21 protein-coding genes are annotated in these 22,482 nt (G+C 58.7%); 12 read left to right on the top strand and 9 right to left on the bottom strand.

From position 1 onward, the window contains the following. Window positions 1-229: 229 nt before the first annotated feature. Both AC5S26_RS16170 and AC5S26_RS16165 read right to left on the bottom strand, forming a co-directional pair. A complete protein-coding gene (locus AC5S26_RS16170) occupies window positions 230-1,027 on the bottom strand; it encodes an NIPSNAP family protein (RefSeq protein WP_494185937.1) in 798 nt (265 codons plus the stop codon). Between the two features lie 189 nt (window positions 1,028-1,216). After that, window positions 1,217-2,608, bottom strand: a complete 1,392-nt coding sequence (locus AC5S26_RS16165; RefSeq protein WP_494185936.1) for a dicarboxylate/amino acid:cation symporter — start codon at window positions 2,606-2,608, stop codon at window positions 1,217-1,219. 227 nt (window positions 2,609-2,835) lie between these two features. Here AC5S26_RS16165 and AC5S26_RS16160 point away from each other — a divergent pair, with 227 nt between their 5' ends. After that, window positions 2,836-3,408, top strand: a complete 573-nt coding sequence (locus AC5S26_RS16160; protein WP_494185935.1) for a YybH family protein — start codon at window positions 2,836-2,838, stop codon at window positions 3,406-3,408. Window positions 3,409-3,473: 65 nt separating this feature from the next. Next, window positions 3,474-5,870 (top strand): PAS domain S-box protein, encoded by a 2,397-nt coding sequence (locus tag AC5S26_RS16155; protein WP_494185934.1) that lies wholly within the window; start codon window positions 3,474-3,476, stop codon window positions 5,868-5,870. 74 nt (window positions 5,871-5,944) lie between these two features. On the opposite strand, the gene acs is transcribed toward AC5S26_RS16155, so the two are convergent. Continuing rightward, window positions 5,945-7,921 carry an acetate--CoA ligase gene (gene acs, locus AC5S26_RS16150; RefSeq protein ID WP_494185933.1) on the bottom strand — a complete coding sequence of 659 codons (1,977 nt, stop codon included), beginning with the start codon at window positions 7,919-7,921 and terminating at the stop codon, window positions 5,945-5,947. A gap of 276 nt (window positions 7,922-8,197) precedes the next feature. After that, the gene (locus AC5S26_RS16145; RefSeq protein WP_494185932.1) at window positions 8,198-8,650 is read right to left on the bottom strand and encodes a nuclear transport factor 2 family protein; all 453 of its coding nucleotides are present in this window, start codon (window positions 8,648-8,650) and stop codon (window positions 8,198-8,200) included. 101 nt (window positions 8,651-8,751) lie between these two features. Between AC5S26_RS16145 and AC5S26_RS16140 the strand changes: the two genes are divergently transcribed. Then, window positions 8,752-8,964, top strand: coding sequence for a hypothetical protein (locus tag AC5S26_RS16140; protein ID WP_494185931.1), 213 nt, complete (start codon window positions 8,752-8,754; stop codon window positions 8,962-8,964). A gap of 332 nt (window positions 8,965-9,296) precedes the next feature. Next, on the top strand, window positions 9,297-10,487 hold the full coding sequence (locus tag AC5S26_RS16135) for a PepSY-associated TM helix domain-containing protein (RefSeq protein WP_494185930.1): 1,191 nt from the start codon (window positions 9,297-9,299) through the stop codon (window positions 10,485-10,487). On the opposite strand, the gene AC5S26_RS16130 is transcribed toward AC5S26_RS16135, so the two are convergent. Further along, complete coding sequence (locus AC5S26_RS16130) at window positions 10,484-11,059, bottom strand: DUF421 domain-containing protein (RefSeq protein ID WP_494185929.1); 576 nt, start codon at window positions 11,057-11,059, stop codon at window positions 10,484-10,486. The genes AC5S26_RS16135 and AC5S26_RS16130 overlap by 4 nt on opposite strands. Before the next feature lie 48 nt (window positions 11,060-11,107). Then, complete coding sequence (galE, locus tag AC5S26_RS16125) at window positions 11,108-12,076, bottom strand: UDP-glucose 4-epimerase GalE (protein ID WP_494185928.1); 969 nt, start codon at window positions 12,074-12,076, stop codon at window positions 11,108-11,110. A gap of 363 nt (window positions 12,077-12,439) precedes the next feature. On the opposite strand from galE, the gene AC5S26_RS16120 reads away from it, so the two are divergent. From AC5S26_RS16120 to AC5S26_RS16105, 4 genes are all read left to right on the top strand, one after another. Beyond that, window positions 12,440-13,525: an energy transducer TonB gene (locus AC5S26_RS16120; protein ID WP_494185927.1), complete on the top strand. Its 1,086-nt coding sequence runs from the start codon at window positions 12,440-12,442 to the stop codon at window positions 13,523-13,525. Between the two features lie 64 nt (window positions 13,526-13,589). Continuing rightward, entirely contained in the window at window positions 13,590-15,479 is a 1,890-nt protein-coding gene (locus AC5S26_RS16115; RefSeq protein WP_494185926.1) for a hypothetical protein, read from the top strand. 114 nt (window positions 15,480-15,593) lie between these two features. Beyond that, window positions 15,594-16,148, top strand: a complete 555-nt coding sequence (locus tag AC5S26_RS16110) for a porin family protein (protein WP_494185925.1) — start codon at window positions 15,594-15,596, stop codon at window positions 16,146-16,148. 114 nt (window positions 16,149-16,262) lie between these two features. Then, the gene (locus AC5S26_RS16105) at window positions 16,263-16,793 is read left to right on the top strand and encodes an outer membrane beta-barrel protein (protein ID WP_494185924.1); all 531 of its coding nucleotides are present in this window, start codon (window positions 16,263-16,265) and stop codon (window positions 16,791-16,793) included. Between the two features lie 63 nt (window positions 16,794-16,856). On the opposite strand, the gene AC5S26_RS16100 is transcribed toward AC5S26_RS16105, so the two are convergent. The 3 genes from AC5S26_RS16100 to AC5S26_RS16090 all read right to left on the bottom strand — a co-directional run bounded on the left by AC5S26_RS16100 (window position 16,857) and on the right by AC5S26_RS16090 (window position 19,129). Further along, window positions 16,857-17,453: an outer membrane beta-barrel protein gene (locus tag AC5S26_RS16100; RefSeq protein WP_494185923.1), complete on the bottom strand. Its 597-nt coding sequence runs from the start codon at window positions 17,451-17,453 to the stop codon at window positions 16,857-16,859. Between the two features lie 205 nt (window positions 17,454-17,658). Continuing rightward, on the bottom strand, window positions 17,659-18,096 hold the full coding sequence (locus AC5S26_RS16095; protein WP_494185922.1) for a Spy/CpxP family protein refolding chaperone: 438 nt from the start codon (window positions 18,094-18,096) through the stop codon (window positions 17,659-17,661). A 109-nt stretch (window positions 18,097-18,205) separates the two neighbouring features. Then, window positions 18,206-19,129, bottom strand: a complete 924-nt coding sequence (locus tag AC5S26_RS16090) for a LysR family transcriptional regulator (protein WP_494185921.1) — start codon at window positions 19,127-19,129, stop codon at window positions 18,206-18,208. Between the two features lie 123 nt (window positions 19,130-19,252). Between AC5S26_RS16090 and AC5S26_RS16085 the strand changes: the two genes are divergently transcribed. The 4 genes from AC5S26_RS16085 to AC5S26_RS16070 are packed head-to-tail and all read left to right on the top strand — an operon-like array spanning window position 19,253 to window position 22,480. Then, window positions 19,253-20,440, top strand: a complete 1,188-nt coding sequence (locus AC5S26_RS16085) for a 2-isopropylmalate synthase (RefSeq protein ID WP_494185920.1) — start codon at window positions 19,253-19,255, stop codon at window positions 20,438-20,440. Between the two features lie 57 nt (window positions 20,441-20,497). After that, window positions 20,498-21,604: a 3-isopropylmalate dehydrogenase gene (leuB, locus tag AC5S26_RS16080; RefSeq protein ID WP_494185919.1), complete on the top strand. Its 1,107-nt coding sequence runs from the start codon at window positions 20,498-20,500 to the stop codon at window positions 21,602-21,604. A gap of 4 nt (window positions 21,605-21,608) precedes the next feature. Then, a complete protein-coding gene (locus tag AC5S26_RS16075) occupies window positions 21,609-21,782 on the top strand; it encodes a hypothetical protein (protein ID WP_494185918.1) in 174 nt (57 codons plus the stop codon). Further along, complete coding sequence (locus AC5S26_RS16070; RefSeq protein ID WP_494185917.1) at window positions 21,782-22,480, top strand: hypothetical protein; 699 nt, start codon at window positions 21,782-21,784, stop codon at window positions 22,478-22,480. The genes AC5S26_RS16075 and AC5S26_RS16070 overlap by 1 nt, the downstream gene beginning before the upstream one ends. Window positions 22,481-22,482 lie beyond the last annotated feature (2 nt).

Below are 22,482 nucleotides of genomic sequence, written 5' to 3'. Positions count from 1 at the left end.
GACTTGGGTTGCAAAATATTGAAAATAATGAGCTTACGGATAAAGTCTTGAAATAAAGTAGTTTAAACAGCGAAAGCTCCGGACCTTCCGGAGCTTTCCTCTTGCACATCTCTATTCTAACAAAACGCAGGTGGCAAATCTGCAACTCGAAGTTGCTTGTTTTGTGGCGATTACGGGAAAATCGGCTTGACAGAAGAATGTCGTGATCTCTGCCATATAAATTCCTTCCTCAGATTTGAGAGTAGGGAGCGGGAGAGAGAACGAGGCTGTCGATGTTGCTGACGATTGCCTCAAAGCTATAGCGCTGATCGGCGGAGAGCTTCTTCCAGTCCGGATCGGCTCGAAAGCGCTCCCACCCCGAGTTGAGGGCGTCGATGTCGGGAAAGGAGAGCATGTAGGTGAGTTTGGGAAGATTGGGACCGACGAGAGCATCCGCGAAGAAGACGTCTCCACAGCCCGCCTTGTCGAAGATCCGAAACTCACCCTGGTGAAACATCTCGACCTTGCGGATATGGTCGGCCGGCGTGGGGCTTTCGTAGGTACGAAGCTGAAAGATTCGTTTTCCATTCTTCGCCGTAGCCTCAGGGACTTTGAGTTTCGGCCATCCATCAAAAGATTTGAGGAGCGTGCTCTCGATGCGCTCAAAGGGCGGCTCTTTTGCGGGGGCGTTCCAGAAGGGTTCGGCCGCCTTGAGGAAGTCAGCATCTTTCGCGAGCAGGAGATCGACATCGACGAGGGTCTGGAGATTCGAGCCTGGGATGAGCAGATAGATCGTAGGCGTCTGGGGGCCGAACTCGACCCGGAAGGCACCGATGGGAGTGAGTCCGAGACGGTTGAGCGCCGGGATGAGAGCGGCTGAGAAGAACTGATCCGTCAGACGGGTCTGAGGACCGCTGCGCAGGGTGTATTTCCGCAGTTGGTAATACTCTCGCGAGCCAGCAGAGGGCGTCTGCGCCAGAGCAGCCCCTGAAGCCAACGCCGTGGCAGAGGTGGCAAGTGCGGTCTTAAGAAAGCTTCTTCTTTGCACGAAAGAATCTCCGGAGACAAGTCAGGATAGTTTGTGATCAGGTCTGACAGTCTAACCGAAGGGGCCAAGAGTTTTCTGCAGGCGGCTTCGATGGTCGGATGAAGCGATGCTCGTAACGAGTCGGTTCGCGCTTTCGCGCGAGTGACCTACCTTAGCCGCTGCGTGGCGAAGATGGACACCGCTCTGCTGTTATTCCGAGATGCTTTCAAGGACAGTCTGACTGATGGGTTCTGAATCGAACTCTCCCTCCCACTTCGCGACAACGACGGAGGCGAGACAGTTGCCGACGACGTTTACCGTAGTCCGGGCCATGTCGGCGAGGGCGTCCACGCCCAGCAGAACGAAGATGGGCTCAGTGGGTAGGCCGAAGGTTGCTGCAGTGGCCAGCAGCACCACCAGGGTGGCGCGGGGCACGCCTGCAACGCCCTTGCTGGTGAGCATGAGGGTGAGCATCATCATGACCTGCTGGCCGAGAGAGAAGTGCATTCCGGCAGCCTGGGTAACGAAGATGCTTGCGGCGGCGAGATACAGCGTGGAGCCGTCGAGGTTGAAGCTGTAGCCCGCGGGGATGACGAAGGAGACGATGCGACGGGGAACGCCGAGCGCCTCCATGCACTCCATGGCACGAGGTAGGGCTGCTTCGCTGGTCGAGGTAGCGAAGGCGATGGTGGCGGGTTCAGCCACGGCTACGAGAAAGCGGCGAACAGGAACGCGAAAGATAAGCGCGGCTGGCAGAAGAACCAAGACGCCGAAGGCTACGAGGGCACCGTAGATGGTGAGCAGAAGCTTGCCCAGGTTGAACAGGACACCGAGCCCCATGTTGCCGACGGTGTAGGCCATGGCCGCGCCGACTCCTATGGGAGCGAGGTACATGACGATGTTCGTGAATCGGAACATGACTTCGCTGAGGCCTTCGAAGAGGTTGAGAACGGGGGCGCGCTTTGTTTCGTTGAGACCCGCGAGGGCGATCCCGAAGAAGACGGCGAAGACGGCCACCTGGAGGATCTGTCCCTCAGCGACGGATTTAGCGATGTTTTCGGGAAAGACGTGGAGGAGGAAGTCCTGCCAGTGGGTCGCAGGGGGTGCTGCCTGCGCGGTCTCGAGAGCGACCGTGGAAGCAGGGATGGTGAGGCCTCGTCCAGCCTGGCTGAGGTTGATGGCAATGAGCCCGACCACGAGCGCGAGTGTGGTGACAACCTCGAAGTAGATGAGGCTTTTGATGCCGATGCGGCCAACGCCTTTCAGATCGCCATGACCGGCGATGCCGGTGACGAGGGTGGCGAAGATGAGCGGAGCCACGATGGCCTTGATGAGGCGGAGGAAGATGTCGCTGAAGACCCGGAGGGAGACCGCGAAGTGCGGTGCGTCGAATCCCAGCTCGGCACCGGCGACCATGGCGACAAAGATCCACGGGGTAAGGGTTCGACGACGGACGGCGTAGACCGCGAGCAGGGTTATGGCGAGCCATCGAAGAGCGAGAGCGAGGAAAGACGGCGCAGGAAGCAAAGCGATGACGATCCCCGCAAAGAGCAGAAGACTTGCCGTGGCAAGAAGTATCGATCCGGAAGAATGTGCTCTCACTTCGCGAAAGAATACCAGCAGGAGAATGGGAGGGTGATGCCGGTTCTAAGAATCGGGCGCGGCCAACCCTCCCTCAGGATTTATTGGTATAAAGATCTTTGGGCTGTGATTGAGGCGCACTCCTCCTCTGGCTCACGCTCCGTTCGCGGAGAACGATGGCCGCCGGAGAGCGGCGTCTGAAGCACGCATTCCCTTCGCAAGGGAAATCTGCACCGAGGTCTGATGTTATGCGAAAGCAAAATCTATATCTTCCCGTCGTTGCCTTCTGCGCTTTCCTGTTGGCCGCACTCTCTCCGATCGAAGCGCAGATGCCGGCATCGCCTGCGCTGGACGGACTGGGCCAGAAGGGGCCGGTTCTGAGTCCACTGACGCAGCCGACGCTTTCCCAGGGCGTGATTCAGCTGATGGAACTGGAGGGCAAGTTTGCCCAGGCCGTAGCGGCTGGTGGAGGCAAGGCGTTTGCGAAGTGGTTTACGGACGACGCCGTCGTTCTGAACAATGGCCAGCCTGCAACCTTAGGCCAGAGAGCAATTGCGGCACAGGCTCAGTGGGATCCCAAGACGTATGAGCTGACCTGGACTCCCCAGGGGGCGCAGATGGGGCCTTCGAACGATATGGGATTTACCTGGGGGCACTATGAGGGGCACTCCAAGGACAAGAACGGAAAGCCGGTGGTGATCTCGGGCCGCTATATGACGGTATGGAAGAAGATGCCGGATGGGAGCTGGAAGGTCGCCATGGATGCAAGCTCCAACGAGCCCCCCGCCGCGGGCGAGTGCTGCGCAGTGCCAAAGCCATAAGCCCCCGCTACACCTAAAGTTGGATACCCTGTACCCTCTCTTTTCCCTAGGATCGAGTTGCAAGTATGAACGCTCTTTTGGTCAAAGACGAAGCCCTGCGAAGTCGGGCTCTTGAACAAGACGAAGCGCTCATTCCGGCGACAGACCCCATCCTCGACGACCTGGCAGGACTCGCAGCCCAGATATGCGATACCCCCGCCGCGATGGTATGTCTGATCGATGCGGAGAGCCTTCGCCTGAAAGCGGCTGCGGGGATTACGTCGACCACTCTTGCGCCCGGAAGCACGCCTTGCGCAACGGCGATTCAGGGCGAGGGGATCTGTGAGATCCATGACACACGACTGGAGCCCGACTTCTCACCGGATGGGCTGCTGGTCGATGGACAGAGATATTGCTTCTACGCTGCCGCGCCCTTGACCATTTCGTCCGGGACAAACATCGGAACCCTCGCCGTATTGGACGTGCATCCGCGAAAACTGGCGCCCGCTCAGGCCGAAGCCTTGAGCACCCTGGGCCGGCAGGTGATCGCAAGGCTGGAGACCCTGGACCGGATCCGGGAGCTGGAGCAGGCATTCCGCTCGCAGGAGCATATCGAGTCTGCACTGACGGTTGAGAAAAACTTTGTCTCAGGTGTGCTGGATACGATCGGTATGCCCGTCGTCGTCTTCGATGCCGAAGGGCGGATTGTGCGGTTCAATCGCGCGTGCGAAGACGTATCAGGACACAGTTTCGCTACCGTGGCTGGAAATTACGCCTGGGATCACCTCGTACCTCCCCATGAAATTTCGACGGCCATCGAGTCGTTCGCCAAGCTGCGCGATGGTGTCTTTCCCGCGACCTATGAGAACCGATGGCTGAATCGTGACGGAACGGTCCGGCGTCTTGCCTGGTCAGCGACCGTGCTGCGCGATACCGACGGACAGGTTGTGTTTCTTATCGCCACGGGAATGGACGTCACGGCGAAGCAGTCCGCGGAGCTGACGCTGCGCGAGAGCGAAGCACGCTACCGCCAGCTGGTGGAGAGCTCGCTCGGCATGGTCTTCACCCACGACACCAAGGGGCAACTGCTCTCGTTGAACGCGCACGGCGCTGAGACGGTGGGCCGCACGGTCGATGAGATGGTGGGACATTCGCTGGCGGAGTTTATCCCGGCGAAACGGCAGACAGCCATCTACGACTATCTGCGCATGGTGAGCGAGGTGGGCGAGGCACAGGGCGTGCTGCACCTGTCGCACTCGAACGGTGAAGTCCGCGTGATTGCCTATCGCAACAAGCTGATCACGGTTCACGAGCGCGCCCCTTATATTCTCGGATTCGGAGTGGACATCACCGAACAGGTACGCGCGGAGAGAAAGCTGCGCACGCTGACGCGGCAGTCGAACTCGATTCTGGAGTCCGTGGGAGACGGGATCTTCTGCATCGACCTGGAGGGCAGGGTGACGGTGGTCAACTCCGCCGCAGCGCAGATGCTGGGCTATCGCCAGGACGAGATGCTCGGCAAGGTGATGCACGCCCTGATTCACCACACGAGGGCGAATGGAACAGCCTATCCCGTGGAAGAATCGCCCGTTCGCAAGAGCCTTTCGAACTACGGCACGGCACGCGTGGTGGACCAGATCTTCTGGCGCAAGGATGGAACCTGGTTCCCGGTCGAGTATGTCGCAAGGCCGTTGATCGATTCGCACGCGAGCGAAAGCGGCGAGACCCGGGCAATCGGCGTCGTCGTCGCCTTTACGGACACGACTGAGCGCCGAGCGCTGGACCGGATGAAGGATGAGTTCATCTCGACGGTCTCGCACGAATTGCGGACGCCGCTTACCTCACTTCGCGGCGCGCTTGGCCTGCTGCGCGGAGGCGCGCTGGAGGCGCGGCCGGGGAAATCGCAGCAGATGTTCGAGATCGCAATCAACAATACGGACCGGCTGGTTCGGCTGGTCAACGATATTCTCGATCTCGAGCGAATCTCGAGCGGGAAGAGCGAGCTGCATCTTGCGACGGTTCGAGCGGAGGATCTGCTGCGCAGGGCTGCAGGAGGGCACCAGGCGGAGACGCCGGAGGTGAGCGCGCGCATTGTCTTCGCGCCTACCGACGTCAGCGTTTGGGCTGACGCGGAGCGAGTTCTGCAGGTGCTGCATAACCTTCTTTCCAATGCAATCAAGTTTTCGGCGCCGGAAGGGGAGATTCGCATGACAGCGCGAAGCTTCGAGAATCACGAGGCTCTGTTCGAAGTACGGGATCATGGGCGTGGAATTCCCGCTGACAAGCTCGAACATATCTTCGACCGCTTTCAGCAGGGAGACGCCTCGGATTCGCGAGCCCTTGGAGGGGCAGGGCTGGGCCTGACGATCTGTCGCAGAATCATCACGCAGCACGGCGGAAAGATCTGGGCCACCAGTGCACCGGGCGAGGGCACGACGGTCCACTTCACGCTGCCGACCCGGCCGAAGATGAATCTGCGGTAGAGGGTCTTCCCTGCCCGGCGGCAGCGGTTATCCGGTCGATTTATTTGTGGAATCTCCTCGCGAGAGACGCCAGTCTATTCGTCGTTTTCGCGGAGCTTGGCGATCACCGTGAAATCCTCAAGCGTCGTTGTGTCGCCCTTGACCTCGCCGTTGGTGGCGAGCTCGCGCAGGAGGCGGCGCATGATCTTTCCGCTGCGGGTCTTGGGAAGCGCCTCGGCGAAGCGGACGTCATCGGGACGGGCGAGGGCACCGATCTCCTTGGCAACCCAGTGGCGGATCTCCTGCCTGAGCTCTTCGGAGGCGACGTGGCCCTCTTCGAGCGTGACGAAGGCGCAGATAGCCTGCCCCTTTAGTTCGTCCGGCCTGCCGACAACGGCGGCTTCCGCGACCTTGGAGTGCGCAACCAGCGCGGACTCCACCTCCATGGTGCCGAGACGATGTCCGCTGACGTTGAGCACGTCGTCGACGCGCCCCATCAGCCAGTAATAGCCGTCGGCGTCGCGGCGAGCTCCATCGCCAGTGAAGTAGCTTCCGGGAATTTCAACCCAATAGGCGTGCTCGTAGCGCTCCGGATTGCCGTAGACAGTCCGCGCCAGCGAGGGCCAGGCAGTGCGGAAGACCAGCAGGCCTCCTTTGCCGTCGGTGACCAGCTTGCCCTCCTTGGTCACGATCTCGGGCACGATGCCGAAGAAGGGCCGGGTCGCCGAGCCGGGTTTGGTAGAGACGGCTCCGGGGATGGGGGCAAGCATGATAGCTCCGGTCTCTGTCTGCCAGTAGGTATCGACGATGGGGCAGCGCTCTTTGCCGATCTCGCGGTGAAACCACATCCACGCCTCAGGGTTGATGGGCTCGCCAACGGTTCCCAGAAGGCGTAGCGATGCGAGCGAGTGCTTCCGCACATGCTCGGTTCCCCACTTGGTGAAGGCGCGAATCGCCGTCGGCGCGGTGTAGAAGATCGTAACTTTGTGAGCATCGACGATCTTCCAGAAGCGGTCGCACTCCGGCCAGTTGGGAGCGCCTTCGTACATCACCACGGTGGCTCCGTTCTGCAACGGGCCGTAGACCACATAGCTGTGTCCGGTGACCCAGCCGACATCGGCTGTGCACCAGAACACATCTTCCTCTTTGAGATCGAAGACGTACTTCGCGGTGAGGTAGGTCTGCACGGAGTAGCCGCCGGTCGTGTGGACCAGTCCCTTCGGCTTCCCGGTGGTGCCCGACGTGTAGAGGAGATAGAGCGGGTCTTCGGCGTCCATCCACTCGGCGGGGCATTCTTTTTCCGCCGTGAGCATGGACTCGTCCCACCACACGTCACGGCCTTCCTTCATCTGCACGGGAGTTCCGCTGCGGCGATAGACAACCACATTCTTGACCGTCGGACATTGCTCCAGGGCTTCGTCCGCGATCTTCTTCAACTGAATCTCGGAGCCCCTGCGGAAGGAGGTGTCCTGGGTGATGAGCGCGACACAGGCGGAGTCGTTGACGCGATCGACGATCGCATGAGCGGCGAATCCGCCAAAGATGACCGAGTGCACCGCGCCGATGCGGGCGCAGGCGAGCATCGCGATAGCGAGCTCCGGACACATTCCCATGTAGATTGCGACACGGTCGCCTTTGCGAACTCCGAGCCCCTTGAGGACGTTAGCGAAGCGCTGTACCTCGGCGTGGAGATCGCCATAGGTCAGCTTGCGAACCTCACCCGGCTCACCCTCCCAGAGTAGCGCTACCTTATCGCGGCGGGAGCCGGTAGCATGCCGGTCGACGCAGTTATGCGAGAGGTTGAGCTTGCCGTCGACGAACCACTTCGCGCCCATGCCAGAGCCGTCGCGGCCGGGTTCAAGAACACGACTCCAGGGAGCGAACCATTCCAGCTCGGAGGCGGCCTCGGCCCAGAACTCTTCCGGCTTCTCGACGCTGCGGCGATACATCTGCTCATACTGTCCGAGGCTGGAGATGTGAGCCTTAGAGCGGAACTCCTGTGTGGGTTCAAAGACCCTGTTCTCCCGCAAGCTCGAATCCAGATTCTCCGTTCCTTCTACAATCGCCGTCACAAACATTCCTCCACTGATCTCGTATAAAAAAGGTACGCTAACGCTTGTACGAGCGGCAACCTGGAGCTAGGACAATTGTCTCGGCTAAAGGACGGCAATCTTTATCTTTGTAAAATTTTCCGTTCTTCTTTCGGCTAAGCGCGGCCAGCAATAGGTTTAGCGATCCATCTTTCGATCGGCCGGGTTATCCTTTCCACCACGCGGTGGTTCAGCTTAACGCTGCGAAGCGCACTGAAGATTCTCAGGGTACTGGCAGCGACACAGAAGTGATCCGGGCTATGGCTTGTCCGCGAGGGCCACACTGGTGAAAACGACATACCAGCGTCCGTTACGCCGCGCCCAGGTATCGGCGAAGCGGGCATTCTGGACGAACGGCTTGCCTTCGTCTGTACCTGAGAGATGAACCCAGCCGCCAAGGATGACGGTATCGCCATAGCTTCGGGAAAAGGGCTTCTGAACGGTATAGGGATCTGTCTTCAGGCCTTGGTGTGCGATGAGGTCGATCAGCCCTGACTTTCCAACGACTGTTCCATTGGCCCGCATCAGCAGGTAATCGTCGGCGACGAGATGCTGGAGTGCGGCACGGTCTCCCACAATCTGCGCCCGGTCATACTCTTTGGCAGCCTTATCGAGCGCAGGATCCAGTCCGTGATATTGGGCAAGAACAGGCAGTGCTGTGGCTGCAAGGCAGGAAGCCAGAAGACAAAAACGGAACAACCAGCAGGACATAAGATCTCCGGCATAGAGAATGGGCTATTCGGGAATCAGACGGCAGCAGCCATCATATGACCTGGCCGCATGTACGCGGTGGAGATAGACTCGAGGTCAGAATGTCTCCTACCACGTTGCTTTACTGGTCTGCCGGCATGGGGCTATTTCTTGGCTTCTCCCTTGGAATGGGGTGTTCGCTGGCGGTGATGTTTTCGATCTACATGGGTGGCTATCGGGCCGCGATCCGCGAGTCACAGCGCCCGGAGCCAACGGAGCGTTATCTGACGGAGCTCAAGAAGTTCCAAGCCTCCCAAAATGCCCCGAAGAGTTGAACTTGTGAAACCCCACCCGGGGGAATAATCTGAGACTGTCGTCAGCCTTTGGTTGCCGATCTCCGGGTCCCTTGTCCGCTTCGCCAAAAAGACAGGGCGGGGACCCGTCTCTCCTCCACATCCTGGAAAGTCATCCCTATACATTTGCTTGCGCTCCATATAGGACTAATTTAGTCTTCTATCAAGAGAAGAAAGAAATTTTCCTGACTCAGCAGTCTTTTGGCGAAGCGGTTGAGCGGCGGAGAGATCGGAAACGCACCCTTGAACATTTCGCGAGGTAGGGAGCGATGCATTCTGCGTCCCTGTAGATCTGCGTCCTGAGAGGAATCGGCATGAAGTTCCTGCACAGTGCTGTGCATCATCCTAGAAAACTGTGGCTGCGCAGGGCGCTCTTCCAGATTCATCTCTGGGCCGGCGTCCTGCTCTCGCTCTACCTGATCGTCATTGCACTGACGGGAGCGGTGCTGGTCTTCGAAGACGAACTGACCTCGAAGACTCTTCCGGCGGGACTTCATCGCTACGATCCGGCACAGAGTGTGCCGCTGCTCGCAGCTGTTGAAGACTTTCGCACTCGATTTCCGGATGCGAAGATCGGGTACCTCGCGCTGCCGAACCGTGCCATTCCCGCGTTTCAGATTACGGCGACGGATAGCCAGAGACACGAGTTTCATGTGGTGGGTGATCCAGTGACAGGTGCCCTCCAGGTAAAGCCACGCAACTGGCTGAATGTCGTGCATGATCTGCACATCTATCTTCTTCTGGGCGAGGCGCACGGGGCCCAGGTCAACGGCGTAGGTGCAGCCATTCTGCTTCTGCTCGCCGCAACCGGTCTGGTGTTGTGGTGGCCGGGATTGAAGGTGTGGACTCGCGGGCTGCGGGTCTCGTTCCGGCACAGCTGGCGAAGGATCAATTATGACGCGCACAGCGCTATCGGGTTCTGGACCCTCGCCATCGTGACATGGTGGGCGTTTTCAGGCGTGTACTTCGGGTGGTACCGACAGGTTGGCTTCGTCGTCAACATGGTTTCGCCCCTGCGCAATATGCTTCCGCCGACACCGCCGAAGAGTGTGCCGCTGCCTGCGGGCACATCGCACGCAACGTTACCAGAGATACTTGAAGCGGCTCAAAAAGCGTCACCGGCCGGGCACTTAGGCGGCCTGACGAATGCCACGTTGAACGAGCCAACCTTGATGGCAATGATGGATCTCGGGAGGCCGGGAGACTTTTCTCACCGCGATCTTGTAACCCTCGACGCAGCCAGCGGGCGCGTTCTTACCGTCTGGCACTACGGCCAGAACCAGAGCCTCGGGGACTGGGTGTTGTGGGCGATGCATCCCCTGCACTTCGGAACACTATGGGGACTGCCGATCAAAGTCCTCTGGTGTCTCTTCGGGATTTCCCTGGCCGTGCTGAGCGCGACCGGTGTGTTGATGTACTGGAATCGCTATCTGGGAAAGCGCTGGCAGGCGCTTCGGCGCCCCACGATGCAGCAAGCCGATACGGTTGAAGCCCTGTCACGCTAGCCTCGGGCAGCGAGCAGGGTCTTCAACTCCTTCACCTCGGCGGTGAGCGCTGCTATCTGTTGCAGAATTTCGCCGCGCTCCTTGGTTTCGCGCAGTGGATCCTTCTGTTCGACGTAGAAGTTTCCACTGGGTTCGAGGACGCAGCGCTCGACCTGGCTGTAATCGTTGAGCCCCTGCTTGTGCAGGACCGTCTTCAACTCAAGCTCGCTGAGCGCTTCCTTTTTCATGGCTTCCCAATCCACTTCCCCGTGCCGGATGAGAACGGCCTGTTTGCCTTCGAGCATCTGATTCAGCTTCGGCATGCGGAACAGGATTCTCGTCAGGACAAAGTTGATCGTCAGCAGAGAGAAGACGCCGACGATTCCGCCCGAGACGGAATTATCGTCGCCGATGATCGCATTCTGCACCGTGTTCGAGAGGCAGAGGAGAACGATCAGATCGAAGGGGTTAAGTTGCGCCAGCTCGCGTTTGCCGAACAGGCGCACGAAGAGAATCAGGCAGAGATAAACGATCACGGGCCGCAGAATCTTCTCCAGCAGCGGCAGGTGCAGATGGAACATGCTGTCGATCACAGAGAACTCCTCGTGCGACTTTGGATGCCTGCGGCCCGAATCGGCGTCTTAGGCATAACGCTGTTGGTGCCACTTCCAGGCGCTGGCGATGATTTGATCGAGTTCGGGAAACTTCGGCTGCCAGCCGAGCTCTGACTTGATCTTCTCCGAGCTTGCGACGAGGACGGCAGGATCGCCGGGGCGGCGCTCGTGCTCCTCCACTGCGACAGGGAGGCCCGTGACGCGACGCACGGAGTCGATGACCTCGCGCACCGTGAAGCCCTGACCGCTGCCGAGGTTGTAGATCAGCCGGCTGTTGCGATCGAGTGCGTTGAGAGCGAGGAAGTGCGCGTCTGCGAGATCACTCACGTGGATGTAGTCGCGGACGCAGGTGCCATCCTTGGTCGGGTAATCCTGACCGAAGATCTTGATGTTGGCGCGGCGGCCTGCCGCGACGTCCAGGATCAGGGGGATCAGGTGCGACTCCGGCTCGTGCGCCTCGCCGTAGCCTTCGATCGCCCCGGCCACATTGAAGTAACGGAGACTGGCGTAGCGGAAGCCATGGATGCGATTCAGCCAGGTGAGCATCTGTTCGACCAGCAGCTTGCTCTCGCCGTAGGCGTTGGTCGGCAGCAGGCGGGCATCCTCGGTGATCGGAGTTGACTCCGGCTCGCCGTAGCAGGCGGCGGTGGAGCTGAAGACGAGCCGGTCGTGACCGGTCGCCAGCATGGCCTCCAGCAGGGTTAAAGTGGACATGGTGTTGTTGCGGAAGTAGATCTCGGGGACCTTCATGCTTTCGCCCGCTTCAATCAGCGCAGCGAAGTGCATAATCCCATCGAAGTGATTCTCCCGAAGGGTCGCTTCGATCCGCTGTCGGTCGGCCAGATCTGCTTCGATAAACTGCGCTCCTGGCGCGACAGCTTCTCGCCGGCTATGGCAGAGGTTGTCGTAAATCGTAACCCTATGGCCCGCAGCCAGTAGGAGGCGACTCACTGTGCCTCCGATATATCCCGCGCCGCCCGTTACTAAGATGTTCATTTATGGCTCCTTACCCTTATTTCTGCATACCACAAAAGTACCAGTGTCAGACAAATGGGATTGGGGCACTATACTTGAAGTAGTGAATTGGCAGAGTGCCGGCGACAGGACCGGTTTGGACTCCCGATTGCACGGTGGCCTGCTACAACCCTGACGCAATTCTTCACGTCTGTCTTTTGTATATCCACGACGGCAGCAGCGTGTTGTCGTCAACAAACGACGCATCGAGTTCTGCTCGATGACTTTCCCAGTTGGGCTAGGGTTCACTCTCCCCGGTACACCAGTCCTCCGGTATTTTTACCCGGATTGGTCCCAATGTTCCACCTCTTCTGCAGAAGCGGTGTCAACAAAAAGGACTTGTTAATGGCTAAGCCACTTCACAGTGACGATCCCACTCCCCGCAGTGTGCAGTTTTCGCATTTTGGCGTTCTGCATGATGGGCAGCAAAGCAAGGGATCGCTGTTCACCTCCGTCACAATCAATGTCATTCTTGCAATCATCGTCTGTATTGTTGGCGCGGCAGCCAAAAAGACTCTGGAGGCTCCTAAGCTGACGGAGATCTCTCTCTCTCCGCCCCCCAAGCCAATAGAGCCGATCAAACCCAAGATCATTCCCAAGCCACTCCCCACTCCACCTGTAACCAAGGTGGAGCCACCCAAGATCAAGATGCCGGAGATCAAGCAGCCCGAACCGATCAAACCGGTTGCGGTCAAGATGCCTGAACCTACTCCGGAAGTTCCTCCCGCCCCTCCGAAGAGGGTCACCGCTCCGGCAGCGCCCAAGCCGGTATCCCTGGCGCACCCGCAGGCCGCTTCGGTGGTGAACAACACCCCCCATCCCACCGCTGTTGCGCTCGGTCAGCCGGATAATCCCATCGCTCCGTCGAACCGGCCTGCTACGAATGCGGTGAATCTGGGACAGAGGGGCATGCCCGGCATGCCTGCCTCGAACACCGGAACCGGTCCACGCGCAACTGCCGTGAATCTCGGCTCAGGTTCTCCGGGAAGCCAGAGCATGTCGGGTAACGGCACTCGTCCCGTGCAGGGCGTAAAGCTCGGAGTCCCCGGGGGCACCGGCCCTCTGAACTCGACCAGCCGGTCAGCCGCGGTCGGCCCCGTCAACCTGGGTCAGAACGCCCCTCCTCCAATGCCGAAGCCAGCGGCCGCCGCAGCAGCCGCGAAGGCTCCGAAGGTTCTTTTTAAGCCTCGCCCGGAATATACGCCGGAGGCTATCAAGCTTCGAATCGAGGGCACGGTCTCGGTTCGGTTGCGTGTCTCCGCCAGCGGGGCGGTGCAGGTTCTTGGCGTCACAAGCGACCTGGGACACGGTTTGGGGGAATCTGCCATCCGGGCGGTGCAGGCAACGCGGTTTCAGCCTGCTACCGACGCCTCAGGAAATCCCGTTGATTGGGAAGGGATCGTAAACGTCGCCTTCCAGCTCGCAGGATAGCTTTTGAAGCCGTTTCGGCCATTTACTTAGTTGTATGTACTGTCACTAATCGCAACAAGACATCATGGATGACCTAGAGGTCACCGCAGGAGCCGTAGACATGATCTTTCGGAAACAACCCACTGCTGGTTTAACGCTGGCATTGCTCGTCACCGCTTTTTCCGCCCAGGCAATGTTCGCTGGCCCCCTTCTGGGCAGGAAAAAAGCGACCCAGGACCTGCCGGCGACCAAGCTGACGGCCAGCCAAAGTCAGCTGATTGACAAGGCGGTAGCGAGGGAGAAAGTTGTCATCAAGACCATTAAGGAGCGCGCTCCCCTGGTGGAGACCTATATCCAGAATATGAAGGCCGACAACGTGGTTGGCCAGGCTCCGGAGTCGGATCAGCACTTTCTGGGACGCGTGGAGTTCGACCGTATCATCGGCGGAAATGAGTACGAGACCAACCGATCTAACTCGGGGGGCAAGTTCGGCTTCTTCAAGCACTCCACTTCCTTTGTCACCGGATTGGGCAGCAGCCTGCACCTCAACTTCAGCGAGGTGGGCTTCGTCCAGATGTTGTTGATGGACTCGAATGATTTCGATCGGCAGCACTACCAGTTTGTTTATGTTCGCAACGAGTTTCTCGGCAATACTCCTACTGCGGTCTTCGACGTTGCGCCCATCGGCAAGGACAAGACGGGCCGTTTCTTTGGCCGTATCTGGATTGAGACGCGTGACGGGAACGTGGTCCGGTTCAATGGCAACTTCGCCGGCTCGGAGAAGGATTCGCGAGAGTACTACCACTTTGACAGCTGGCGGACCAATGTTCAGCCGGATCTCTGGCTCCCGACCTCCTTCTACGTGGAGGAGAGCGATTCCAAGAGCGTCACTCGCACTTTGAAGTTCAAAGCGATCAATCATATCTGGGGCTACGTTCTGAAGGTTCCCCAGAAAGATTCAGAGAACACCTCCATGGATGTGGTGGGAGCAACCGACGTCAGCAATGAAGCCCAGGATCTGAGTCCGTTGGGGGCACAGCGCGCCTGGGTTCAGCAGGCGGAGGACAACGTGGTGGAGCGGCTGTTCCAGGCTGGCCTTCTCGATGCACCGAGCGAGTTCGACAAGACACTTGAAGCCCTGGCCACCAATATTCTGGCTTACAACAACATCACGCTTTCCCGCCCGATTCACTGCCGCACCCTGTTGACGGAGCCACTGGAGTCTCTCTCCGTCGGAAACACGATCATTCTTTCCAAGAGCCTGATCGACACGACTGCGGTTCTCAGCCAGGACGGGGCCCAGCAGATGGGCAATCTGAATGCGCTGCTCGCCTTTCAGCTTGCTCACATCATTCTTGGCCACCGGCTGGACACCAAGTTCGCCTTCAACGATCGCCTGCTCTTCCCGGCTAACTCGGTCTTTACTCGCATCCCGATGCACCATACCGACGCTGACAACACGGCTGCCGCCAAAAAAGCCTTGGAACTCCTCAACGCCAAGGAGCTCGTGGGGGGCCAGCAGTACTTCGGTCTGTATCTCCAGCAGCTGCAGGAGCGCCTCCCAGCGCTCAAGGCTCTGAATCAACCCATGATCGGTGACGGCCTGGTGAAGAGCGACAATGACCAGACTTTCTGGATGGCCCCCCTGATTGCGAAGAGCCCCAAGCTGGATATGGCCAACCTGAAACAGCAGGCAGCCATGCCGTTATCCAGTTTTCTGCGCCGCGATCCCTGGACCGATCAGATGATCACGCTGCATCCGGCCTTCGAGACGCTGCTTTCGCCAGCTGACAAGATGCCTTTCGAAGCTGGCCCGGTTTATATCAAGCTGGGCTACTACAAACCACCGACTGAAACTCCGGCACCTACCGCCGGAGCTCCAGCCCCAAACACACAGCCCGAGCCAGCGAATACTCCCGCTGGAACGGCAGAGCCAGCAACACCGGCTGCCTCCCCAAATCCGCCGCAGAACTGATTCGACCGTTCCGCCCGGGGGTCGTCTCAACAAGGCGATCCCCACTTTCGACCATCATGCAGGGGTACCCATATCTCTGCAACTTAGCCAGAAAGTCCTATTGGAGGAACAATATTGAAACGTATCCTTTCCATCCTTTCAATTACCTTTTTATTGGGGACGACAGCCCGGATAACTCACGCACAGGCCACTCCAACGGCCACTCGCGGAAGTTCGGTCCAGATTGGAGCAGGCTATTCTTTCGCCAGTCCAGACTATGGTCAGAAGAAGATCCAGGGCTTCACGATTTATGGAGACTATGACTTTACCCGGCACTGGGGCATAGAGGGCAATATTCACCGGGTCAGCGTCATTACACCGACCGATATCGGCGAAGATTCCTACCTTGTTGGGCCGCGTTATTCGTTTCACTACAAAAAACGCTTCAAGCCCTATGTCAAAGGTCAGCTCGGCTTTGGCCGGTTCAAGACCGATTTCGATCCGGGCTCTTTAATGCCGAACTACGCCAATACCTATAAGATTTACTCCCTGGGCGGCGGTCTTGATTATCATGCAACTCCGCATATCAACATCCGGGCGGTGGATTTCGAGTACCAGGGGTGGCCCGGGTTTCGCGAGAATGGCCTGAGCCCTTATGTTTTTACCTTCGGCGCAGCATATAGCTTCTAGAATGTAATGGCAGTCGCTGCTCTGCCGATACTTACGGCAGAGCAGCCTTCCACAACAAATATTTTTTGGGCCTGCCTCACTCGTTGCTAAAAGGCCTATTTCAGGGGATCGTGATTGTTTAAACAGATTTTGATAGCTGCAACGGTATTCGGTTCTTCCTCGGCATTGCACGCACAAGCACGTCCTACAGCTATCAAGCGATCCTCGGTGCAGGTCGGCGCTGGATTTTCCAATGCAGATACCGACTATCTGCCCAACCGGGTCAATGGGACCACAATCTATTTCGATTGGGATTTCTACCACCACCTGGGCGTTGAGGGCGAGTTCCGCTACATCAAGGATGGAAAGACCAATGTGTACGAGAAGACCTACGAGATAGGCCCACGCTACTCCCGGACCTATCATGGCCGGTTCTCTCCCTACGTCAAAGGGCTCTACGGAAGAGGTGTTTTCAACTTCACCTACCTGGGAAAGACCACGGCCAACCTGCCCTACAACATGCTAGCTGCTGGAGGAGGCCTGGACTACAAGTTGCTTACCCACGTAAATGTTCGCGGCGAGTACGAGTACCAGCGCTGGTTTGGCTTTCCGCCGAATGGCTTGACCCCTTCGGTTATCACGATAGGAGCCGCTTACCGCTTTTAGAGCCAGCTTCAAGACAAGAAAAGGCCCCGGCTTCGCCGGGGCCTTTTGTATTTTCGCTCAGAATTAGAAGTGATAGGCCATACCGATCGTAGGCATCGAAATAACCTCCCAGCGATTCGTCTTGAAGTTCGCCAAGCCGAAGTCGGGAGCCTTTACGGCGAAACCGCGATACTGAGCACGGATATCCCAGCTGGGGCTCAGCTCATATGCCACACCGGCTCCGAACAGGGCGCCAATCCCTGTGTTCCCCTTGGTGTCGAAGTTCGTGGTCCGGTAGTCGCGGATCGGCGTAAAGATCAGGGCACCGACGCCGCCTTCGACAAAGGGATTGAAGTTCCGGAAGTTCATATTGTAGACATAGGCAGCGGTGATTTCCTGCTGGCGAGTATGAATACGCACATTCGGAAGAAAGCTGGTGCTGTAGTTTGAACTGTATTGCGCGAAAGAGTAGTTCGCCTCGAGCGCGCTGCGGGGCGTCAGCATATATCGATAGCTCCCCAGGAATCCGACCGTCTTCGTCGTGTTCAACTGCACTGCGTTTCCGTTCACCTGCGGCGTCAATATCCCGATCGCGCTCATACTTACATCTTGCCGGCTCTCCTGTGCGTACCCGAAAGACGCCATCAGCATCAGCGCGCCCAACAACATCGTCTTCTTCATTCTTCGCTAGATCCCTTCGAATTCGTCCAGAACAACTTGGTGCTGATTTGTCGGCAACGGTACCTGCCGCAGCAACTTCCAGCGCCTTCGTCACTGTCCCTTCATTGTAACCGCACAATCCCAACCCATGGCGCTTCTGAACAGAGAAAGGCCGGAGGACAGTCTTCCTCCGGCCTGTATCATGATCGGTTGGGTTGCGGCAGGGCTACTGTGGGGCGGAATCACCCTGTGCGTGCTCTTTCATCCTCTCCTTCATCTGAGCCTGCATCGCATCGTACTTTGTCTTCTGATCGTCCGTGAGGATGGCGCGAATCTTGTCGCTCGATGCCTTATGAATATCCATCATCTTGCCGCGTTTGTCAGCCTGGGGTATCGAGGTGTCATTTCTTACAGCCATCATCTGGGACCGCTGATCGTCGTCGATGGCCTTGACCTGAGTTTGCTGGTCCGGAGTGAGGTTGAGTTTCTTGGTCAGCATCTCTGTTGCATCGCCGCCGCGATGGTGGCCGTGCCCATCCATTCCCTGCTGCGGTGCTGCCGGCGCGGTATCCTGCGCCATCATTGGAAGAGCACACAGCGCGCCACAACAAAGGGCGACCATGGCCATCCGCATACCTGCTTTGCGAAATACGGTTATCGTCATCGATTTCACCTCGCACTTGGAACGGCCGGAAGATGGCGTTCGAAGTCTGCTCCTACAGACGTCGTTTCGGTGAAAAATGTTCTGCGAAAGTGAAGAATTATCTTTTCCGTCACGCCCCGCGGTCGGTTTGGAAGCTATAGGGGTCGCCCTGGGTTGCGGCATACGATTCCACTACCTTCAGGAAGGCGGCCGCGGCATGCGAGAGGTTTGCCTGACGCCGATAGATCAGGCGTAGCTTTCGCTCGGTCTGCAACTCCGGCACCTCCAGCATGACCAGCGTCCCGCTCCGCAACTCAGGGACGGCTGTCAGCCGCGGAACCAGCGCCACCCCATTCCCCATCTCCACAAACCGCTTGATCGCCTCCAGGGATGGCAGCTCAACACCCATTTGCAGCGGAGTCTTGTGCTTCTTGAATGTCTGGATCACCTTCTGGCGCTGCGGCGAAGGGATATTGTGCGCAATGAAGTTTTGCGCCCCAAGCTGTCGAATAGAGACCTTGCCGGCTCCGGCAAGGGGGTGGCGGGGATTGACGACAAGTACCAGTTCATCGCGGTACACCACGATAGACCTGATCTGGGAATCGTCGGGGCGAAACGAGAGCACTCCGAATTCAACCGAATGGATCAAAACCTCGTCGGGAATCCGGCTGGCCAGCGTCCGCTGCACAGCCAGCTTGATCCGCGGATTCTGCCTGCGAAATTCGTCCAGCAGAGGCAACAGGTACAGACTGGTGTACTCGTTGGCGGCCAGGTTCAGGCGGCCCCGGTGCAATGACCGTAACTCCGTCAACGCCCCGGAGGCTTCGCTCCGTAGGTTCAACATTTTAGCGGCATACTCGCGCAGGACCTCGCCGGCATCGGTCAGGGTTCCATCCCTTGAGGAACGGTCGAAGAGGACCTCTCCGAGTTCCCCCTCCAGCTTGGCAATTGCCTGACTTACCGCTGGCTGGGTACGATGGAGCCGTGAGGCGGCCCGTGAGAAACTCCGCTCCTCCGCTACGGCCAGAAAGGTTTCCATCTGGACCAGATCCACTTGTATCTCCTTCGGGCCGATGTCTTTGATCGCGCGAATACTTCAATTAGAAGTTTTGATACACGCGCAAACCAACATAAGCCTGCGTTATGATAACGCTCAGGATCGAGAGTGACCAGAACCATGCGAAATCCCGACCAAATCGTCTTCTTCGACACCACGCTCCGCGACGGCGAGCAGTCCCCCGGTTGCACCATGCACCACGACGAGAAGCTGCGTATGGCGCATCAGCTTCGCGACCTTGGCGTGGACATTCTTGAGGCCGGCTTCGCCATCGCGTCCGAAGGCGACTTTGATGCCGTTCAGACGATCGCCCGCGAAGTAACCGGAACCCGCATCGCCTCGCTCGCACGCTGCAAACGTGAGGACATCGATGCGGCAGGTCGGGCGATCCAGCCCGCCAAATCGAACCGCATCCATATCTTTCTGGCGTCCTCGGATCTTCATCTGGAGTACAAGCTGCGCATCTCGCGTGAGCAGGCGCTCGACCAGACCGCCGAGTCGGTAAAACAGGCTCTGACGTACACCGACGACGTGGAGTTTTCGACCGAAGACGGCACCCGCACCGATCCCGACTTTCTGGTGAAGATGATCACGGTCGCGGTCCAGGCGGGCGCCACAACCATCAACATTCCCGATACCGTCGGCTACACCACGCCCGAAGAGTATTCCGCCATATTCCGCATGGTGCGCGAGCGCGTTCCAGGCATTGAGAACGTCGTGCTTTCGACGCACTGCCACGATGACCTTGGTATGGCCGTCGCAAACTCGCTGGCCGGGATTCAGGCGGGAGCCCGGCAGGTAGAGTGCACCATCAACGGCATCGGCGAGCGCGCCGGCAATGCGGCGCTCGAGGAGATCGCAGCCGCGATCATGGTGCGCCGCGACAAGTTCCCCTACAAGAACAACATCAAGATGGACCAGCTCTATCCGACCAGCCAGCAGCTGGCCGAGTGCATCAGCTTTGGAGCCGCCCCTAATAAGGCGATTGTCGGCGCCAATGCCTTCGCGCACGAATCGGGCATTCATCAGCACGGCATGCTGGCCAATCCGCTGACCTACGAGATCATGACCCCGGCTTCGGTCGGCGCGGGCAGCACGAATCTCGTACTCGGCAAACACTCCGGTCGGCGCGCTCTATCCGACCGACTGGAAAAACTTGGATACACCCTCACGCGGGAACAGCTGGATGAGGTTTATCACCGTTTCACGGAACTTGCCGACCGCAAGAAGTCCATCTACGACCAGGACATTCTCGGGCTCTTGAAGCCTGAAAAGGCCTCGGCCGTAGTCGACATAGCAACCGTCTGATTCGATCTGTCCATGCAGGGCACGAAGCCCTCAACACCTCGTAAGAAGGAATAGCGAATGCGTCTCAAGATTGCAGTCCTCGCCGGCGACGGCATCGGTCCTGAAGTTACACGGGAAGCTACGAACATCCTGCGCGCGGTCGCCGAACTGGGCGGACACGAGTTCACCTTCGTCGAAGGTCTGATCGGTGGCGTTGCGATTACAGCCGCGGGAACGCCGCTCCCGACCGCGACACTCGATGCCGCTCTCGATTCCGACGCGGTGCTGCTGGGTGCGGTCGGCGATAACAAGTTCAATGCACTGACGCCGGACAAGCGCCCCGAGGCGGGACTATTGCAGATCCGTCAGGCGCTCGGCGGCTTCGCCAACCTTCGTCCCTCGGTTGCCTACACCTCGCTTGCCGGCAGTTCTCCGCTGCGCCCCGAAGTCACCGAAGGCGTCGACATTCTGTTCGTTCGCGAGCTACTCGGCGGCCTCTACTTCGGTGCACCGCGCTCGTGGAACAAGGAAACGAACGAAGCCATCAACACCATGCGCTATAGCCGCGATGAGGTTGTCCGCGTGGCACGAATCGCCTTCGAGCTCGCGTCGAAGCGTCGCAAGAAAGTCACTTCAGTGGATAAGGCCAATGTTCTCGAAGTCTCGCAGCTCTGGCGCGCGACCGTAACCGAGATCGCCAAGGACTACCCAGAGGTCACGCTCGAGCATCAGCTCGTCGATTCGATGGCGATGCACATCATGAATATCCCGCGCAACTTCGACGTTGTGCTCACCGAGAATCTCTTCGGCGATATTCTCTCCGACGAAGCGGGCGTTATCACCGGTTCGCTCGGCATGCTGCCATCGGCGACGATTGGCGGCGCGGTGAATCTCTATGAGCCTGTGCACGGCTCGGCTCCTGATATTGCAGGGACCGGTAAGGCGAATCCGTTGGGAGCGATCCTTACCGCCGCCATGGTTCTGCGGCACTCCGCTAATCTCGAGCAGGATGCTCGCGCAGTGGAGCAGGCGGTACATAAAGTTCTGGAGGCGGGCTATCGCACCGCGGACATCGCACGCGGAGGCGAGAACGTGCAGCTTGTCTCCACGCAGGAGATGGGCAAGCGCGTCCACCAGGCACTGACAGAGTCCATTGACCGTCGCCAGGCGATGCACGCCGTATAGAACGATGAGCTGGCGAATCAAACTTTTCCTGATGAACTGCGCGGTCGCCGCAGCCCTGATCTATCGATGGAGACAGGGCGCAGCAATCGTCCCGCTGGTGATTACCGGGCTGGTCATGTTTCTTCTGGTGAACGTGCTCATCCTGCTTACGGCAAAGAGGTCTGCTTCAACAAAGTAATGCGCCGCACACTCCAATTCGCCGCAGCTGCACTTCTGCTCACCACGGCTGCAGGGTCTCGCGCGCAGATTCACCTTCACAGCGACAAGCCCGTTGCAGAGGATCTTTCGTGGATGTGGCAGTACGCAAAGCCCGCGCCCGACGGCCACGAGAACGGCCTTACCAACGATCCGCGCTTCCTCGATTTCCTGAAGAAACATCTGACCGCACCGCAGAGCTTCTGGGGCAACGGCAAACCGCTATGGGATGTCGCGGTCGAGTTCATGGGAGTGCCCGGCATCGCGCGTTCCGACGAGAACCGCTACTTCACCGCCACCGGCTGCGTTCCTCACTTTTGTCCTGCCCGTGGAATGCTCTTCGTTGATATCGGAAGCTCGCATCCTTTAGTTGTCTTCGCTGCCATCGACTGGAGTCGCGAATCTCGCGACGTGAAGGACGACAACTCCGAGTACACGCTCTGGATCTTCCCCGACCGCTCTCTCGCCGCAGCAAATTCGTCCGACGAGGTGCCGCATCTGTCGCCTGCGCTCAAGCGCAGCCTGGCCATCTTCTCGGCACAACTCAACGGCAGTAAGGTTCCACCGCTCGTGACGCACGCCTTCGTCATTGATCCCAGCGGAAAGCCGCACGAGATTCCTGCGTCGCAGACCGGAGCCACCCGCTTTCACGATTCCAACCCCGTAGTACCAGCAGCGTAGGA

It is taken from the genome of Edaphobacter sp. FHG110511_03 (assembly GCF_059115365.1).
The sequence above is the reverse complement of the archived record's forward strand: the minus strand, read 5'-3'. Positions and strand labels throughout refer to the sequence as shown.

What these genes read in the sequence shown, in the direction of transcription:
- AC5S26_RS16160 (WP_494185935.1), top strand. Translation starts at nt 2,836, where the DNA reads ATGCGAAAGCAAAATCTATATCTTCCCGTCGTTGCCTTCTGCGCTTTC.
- AC5S26_RS16155 (WP_494185934.1), top strand. Translation starts at nt 3,474, where the DNA reads ATGAACGCTCTTTTGGTCAAAGACGAAGCCCTGCGAAGTCGGGCTCTT.
- AC5S26_RS16145 (WP_494185932.1), bottom strand. Translation starts at nt 8,650, where the DNA reads ATGTCCTGCTGGTTGTTCCGTTTTTGTCTTCTGGCTTCCTGCCTTGCA.
- AC5S26_RS16140 (WP_494185931.1), top strand. Translation starts at nt 8,752, where the DNA reads ATGTCTCCTACCACGTTGCTTTACTGGTCTGCCGGCATGGGGCTATTT.
- AC5S26_RS16135 (WP_494185930.1), top strand. Translation starts at nt 9,297, where the DNA reads ATGAAGTTCCTGCACAGTGCTGTGCATCATCCTAGAAAACTGTGGCTG.
- galE (WP_494185928.1), bottom strand. Translation starts at nt 12,076, where the DNA reads ATGAACATCTTAGTAACGGGCGGCGCGGGATATATCGGAGGCACAGTG.
- AC5S26_RS16120 (WP_494185927.1), top strand. Translation starts at nt 12,440, where the DNA reads ATGGCTAAGCCACTTCACAGTGACGATCCCACTCCCCGCAGTGTGCAG.
- AC5S26_RS16115 (WP_494185926.1), top strand. Translation starts at nt 13,590, where the DNA reads ATGGATGACCTAGAGGTCACCGCAGGAGCCGTAGACATGATCTTTCGG.
- AC5S26_RS16100 (WP_494185923.1), bottom strand. Translation starts at nt 17,453, where the DNA reads ATGAAGAAGACGATGTTGTTGGGCGCGCTGATGCTGATGGCGTCTTTC.
- AC5S26_RS16095 (WP_494185922.1), bottom strand. Translation starts at nt 18,096, where the DNA reads ATGACGATAACCGTATTTCGCAAAGCAGGTATGCGGATGGCCATGGTC.
- AC5S26_RS16085 (WP_494185920.1), top strand. Translation starts at nt 19,253, where the DNA reads ATGCGAAATCCCGACCAAATCGTCTTCTTCGACACCACGCTCCGCGAC.
- leuB (WP_494185919.1), top strand. Translation starts at nt 20,498, where the DNA reads ATGCGTCTCAAGATTGCAGTCCTCGCCGGCGACGGCATCGGTCCTGAA.
- AC5S26_RS16075 (WP_494185918.1), top strand. Translation starts at nt 21,609, where the DNA reads ATGAGCTGGCGAATCAAACTTTTCCTGATGAACTGCGCGGTCGCCGCA.
- AC5S26_RS16070 (WP_494185917.1), top strand. Translation starts at nt 21,782, where the DNA reads ATGCGCCGCACACTCCAATTCGCCGCAGCTGCACTTCTGCTCACCACG.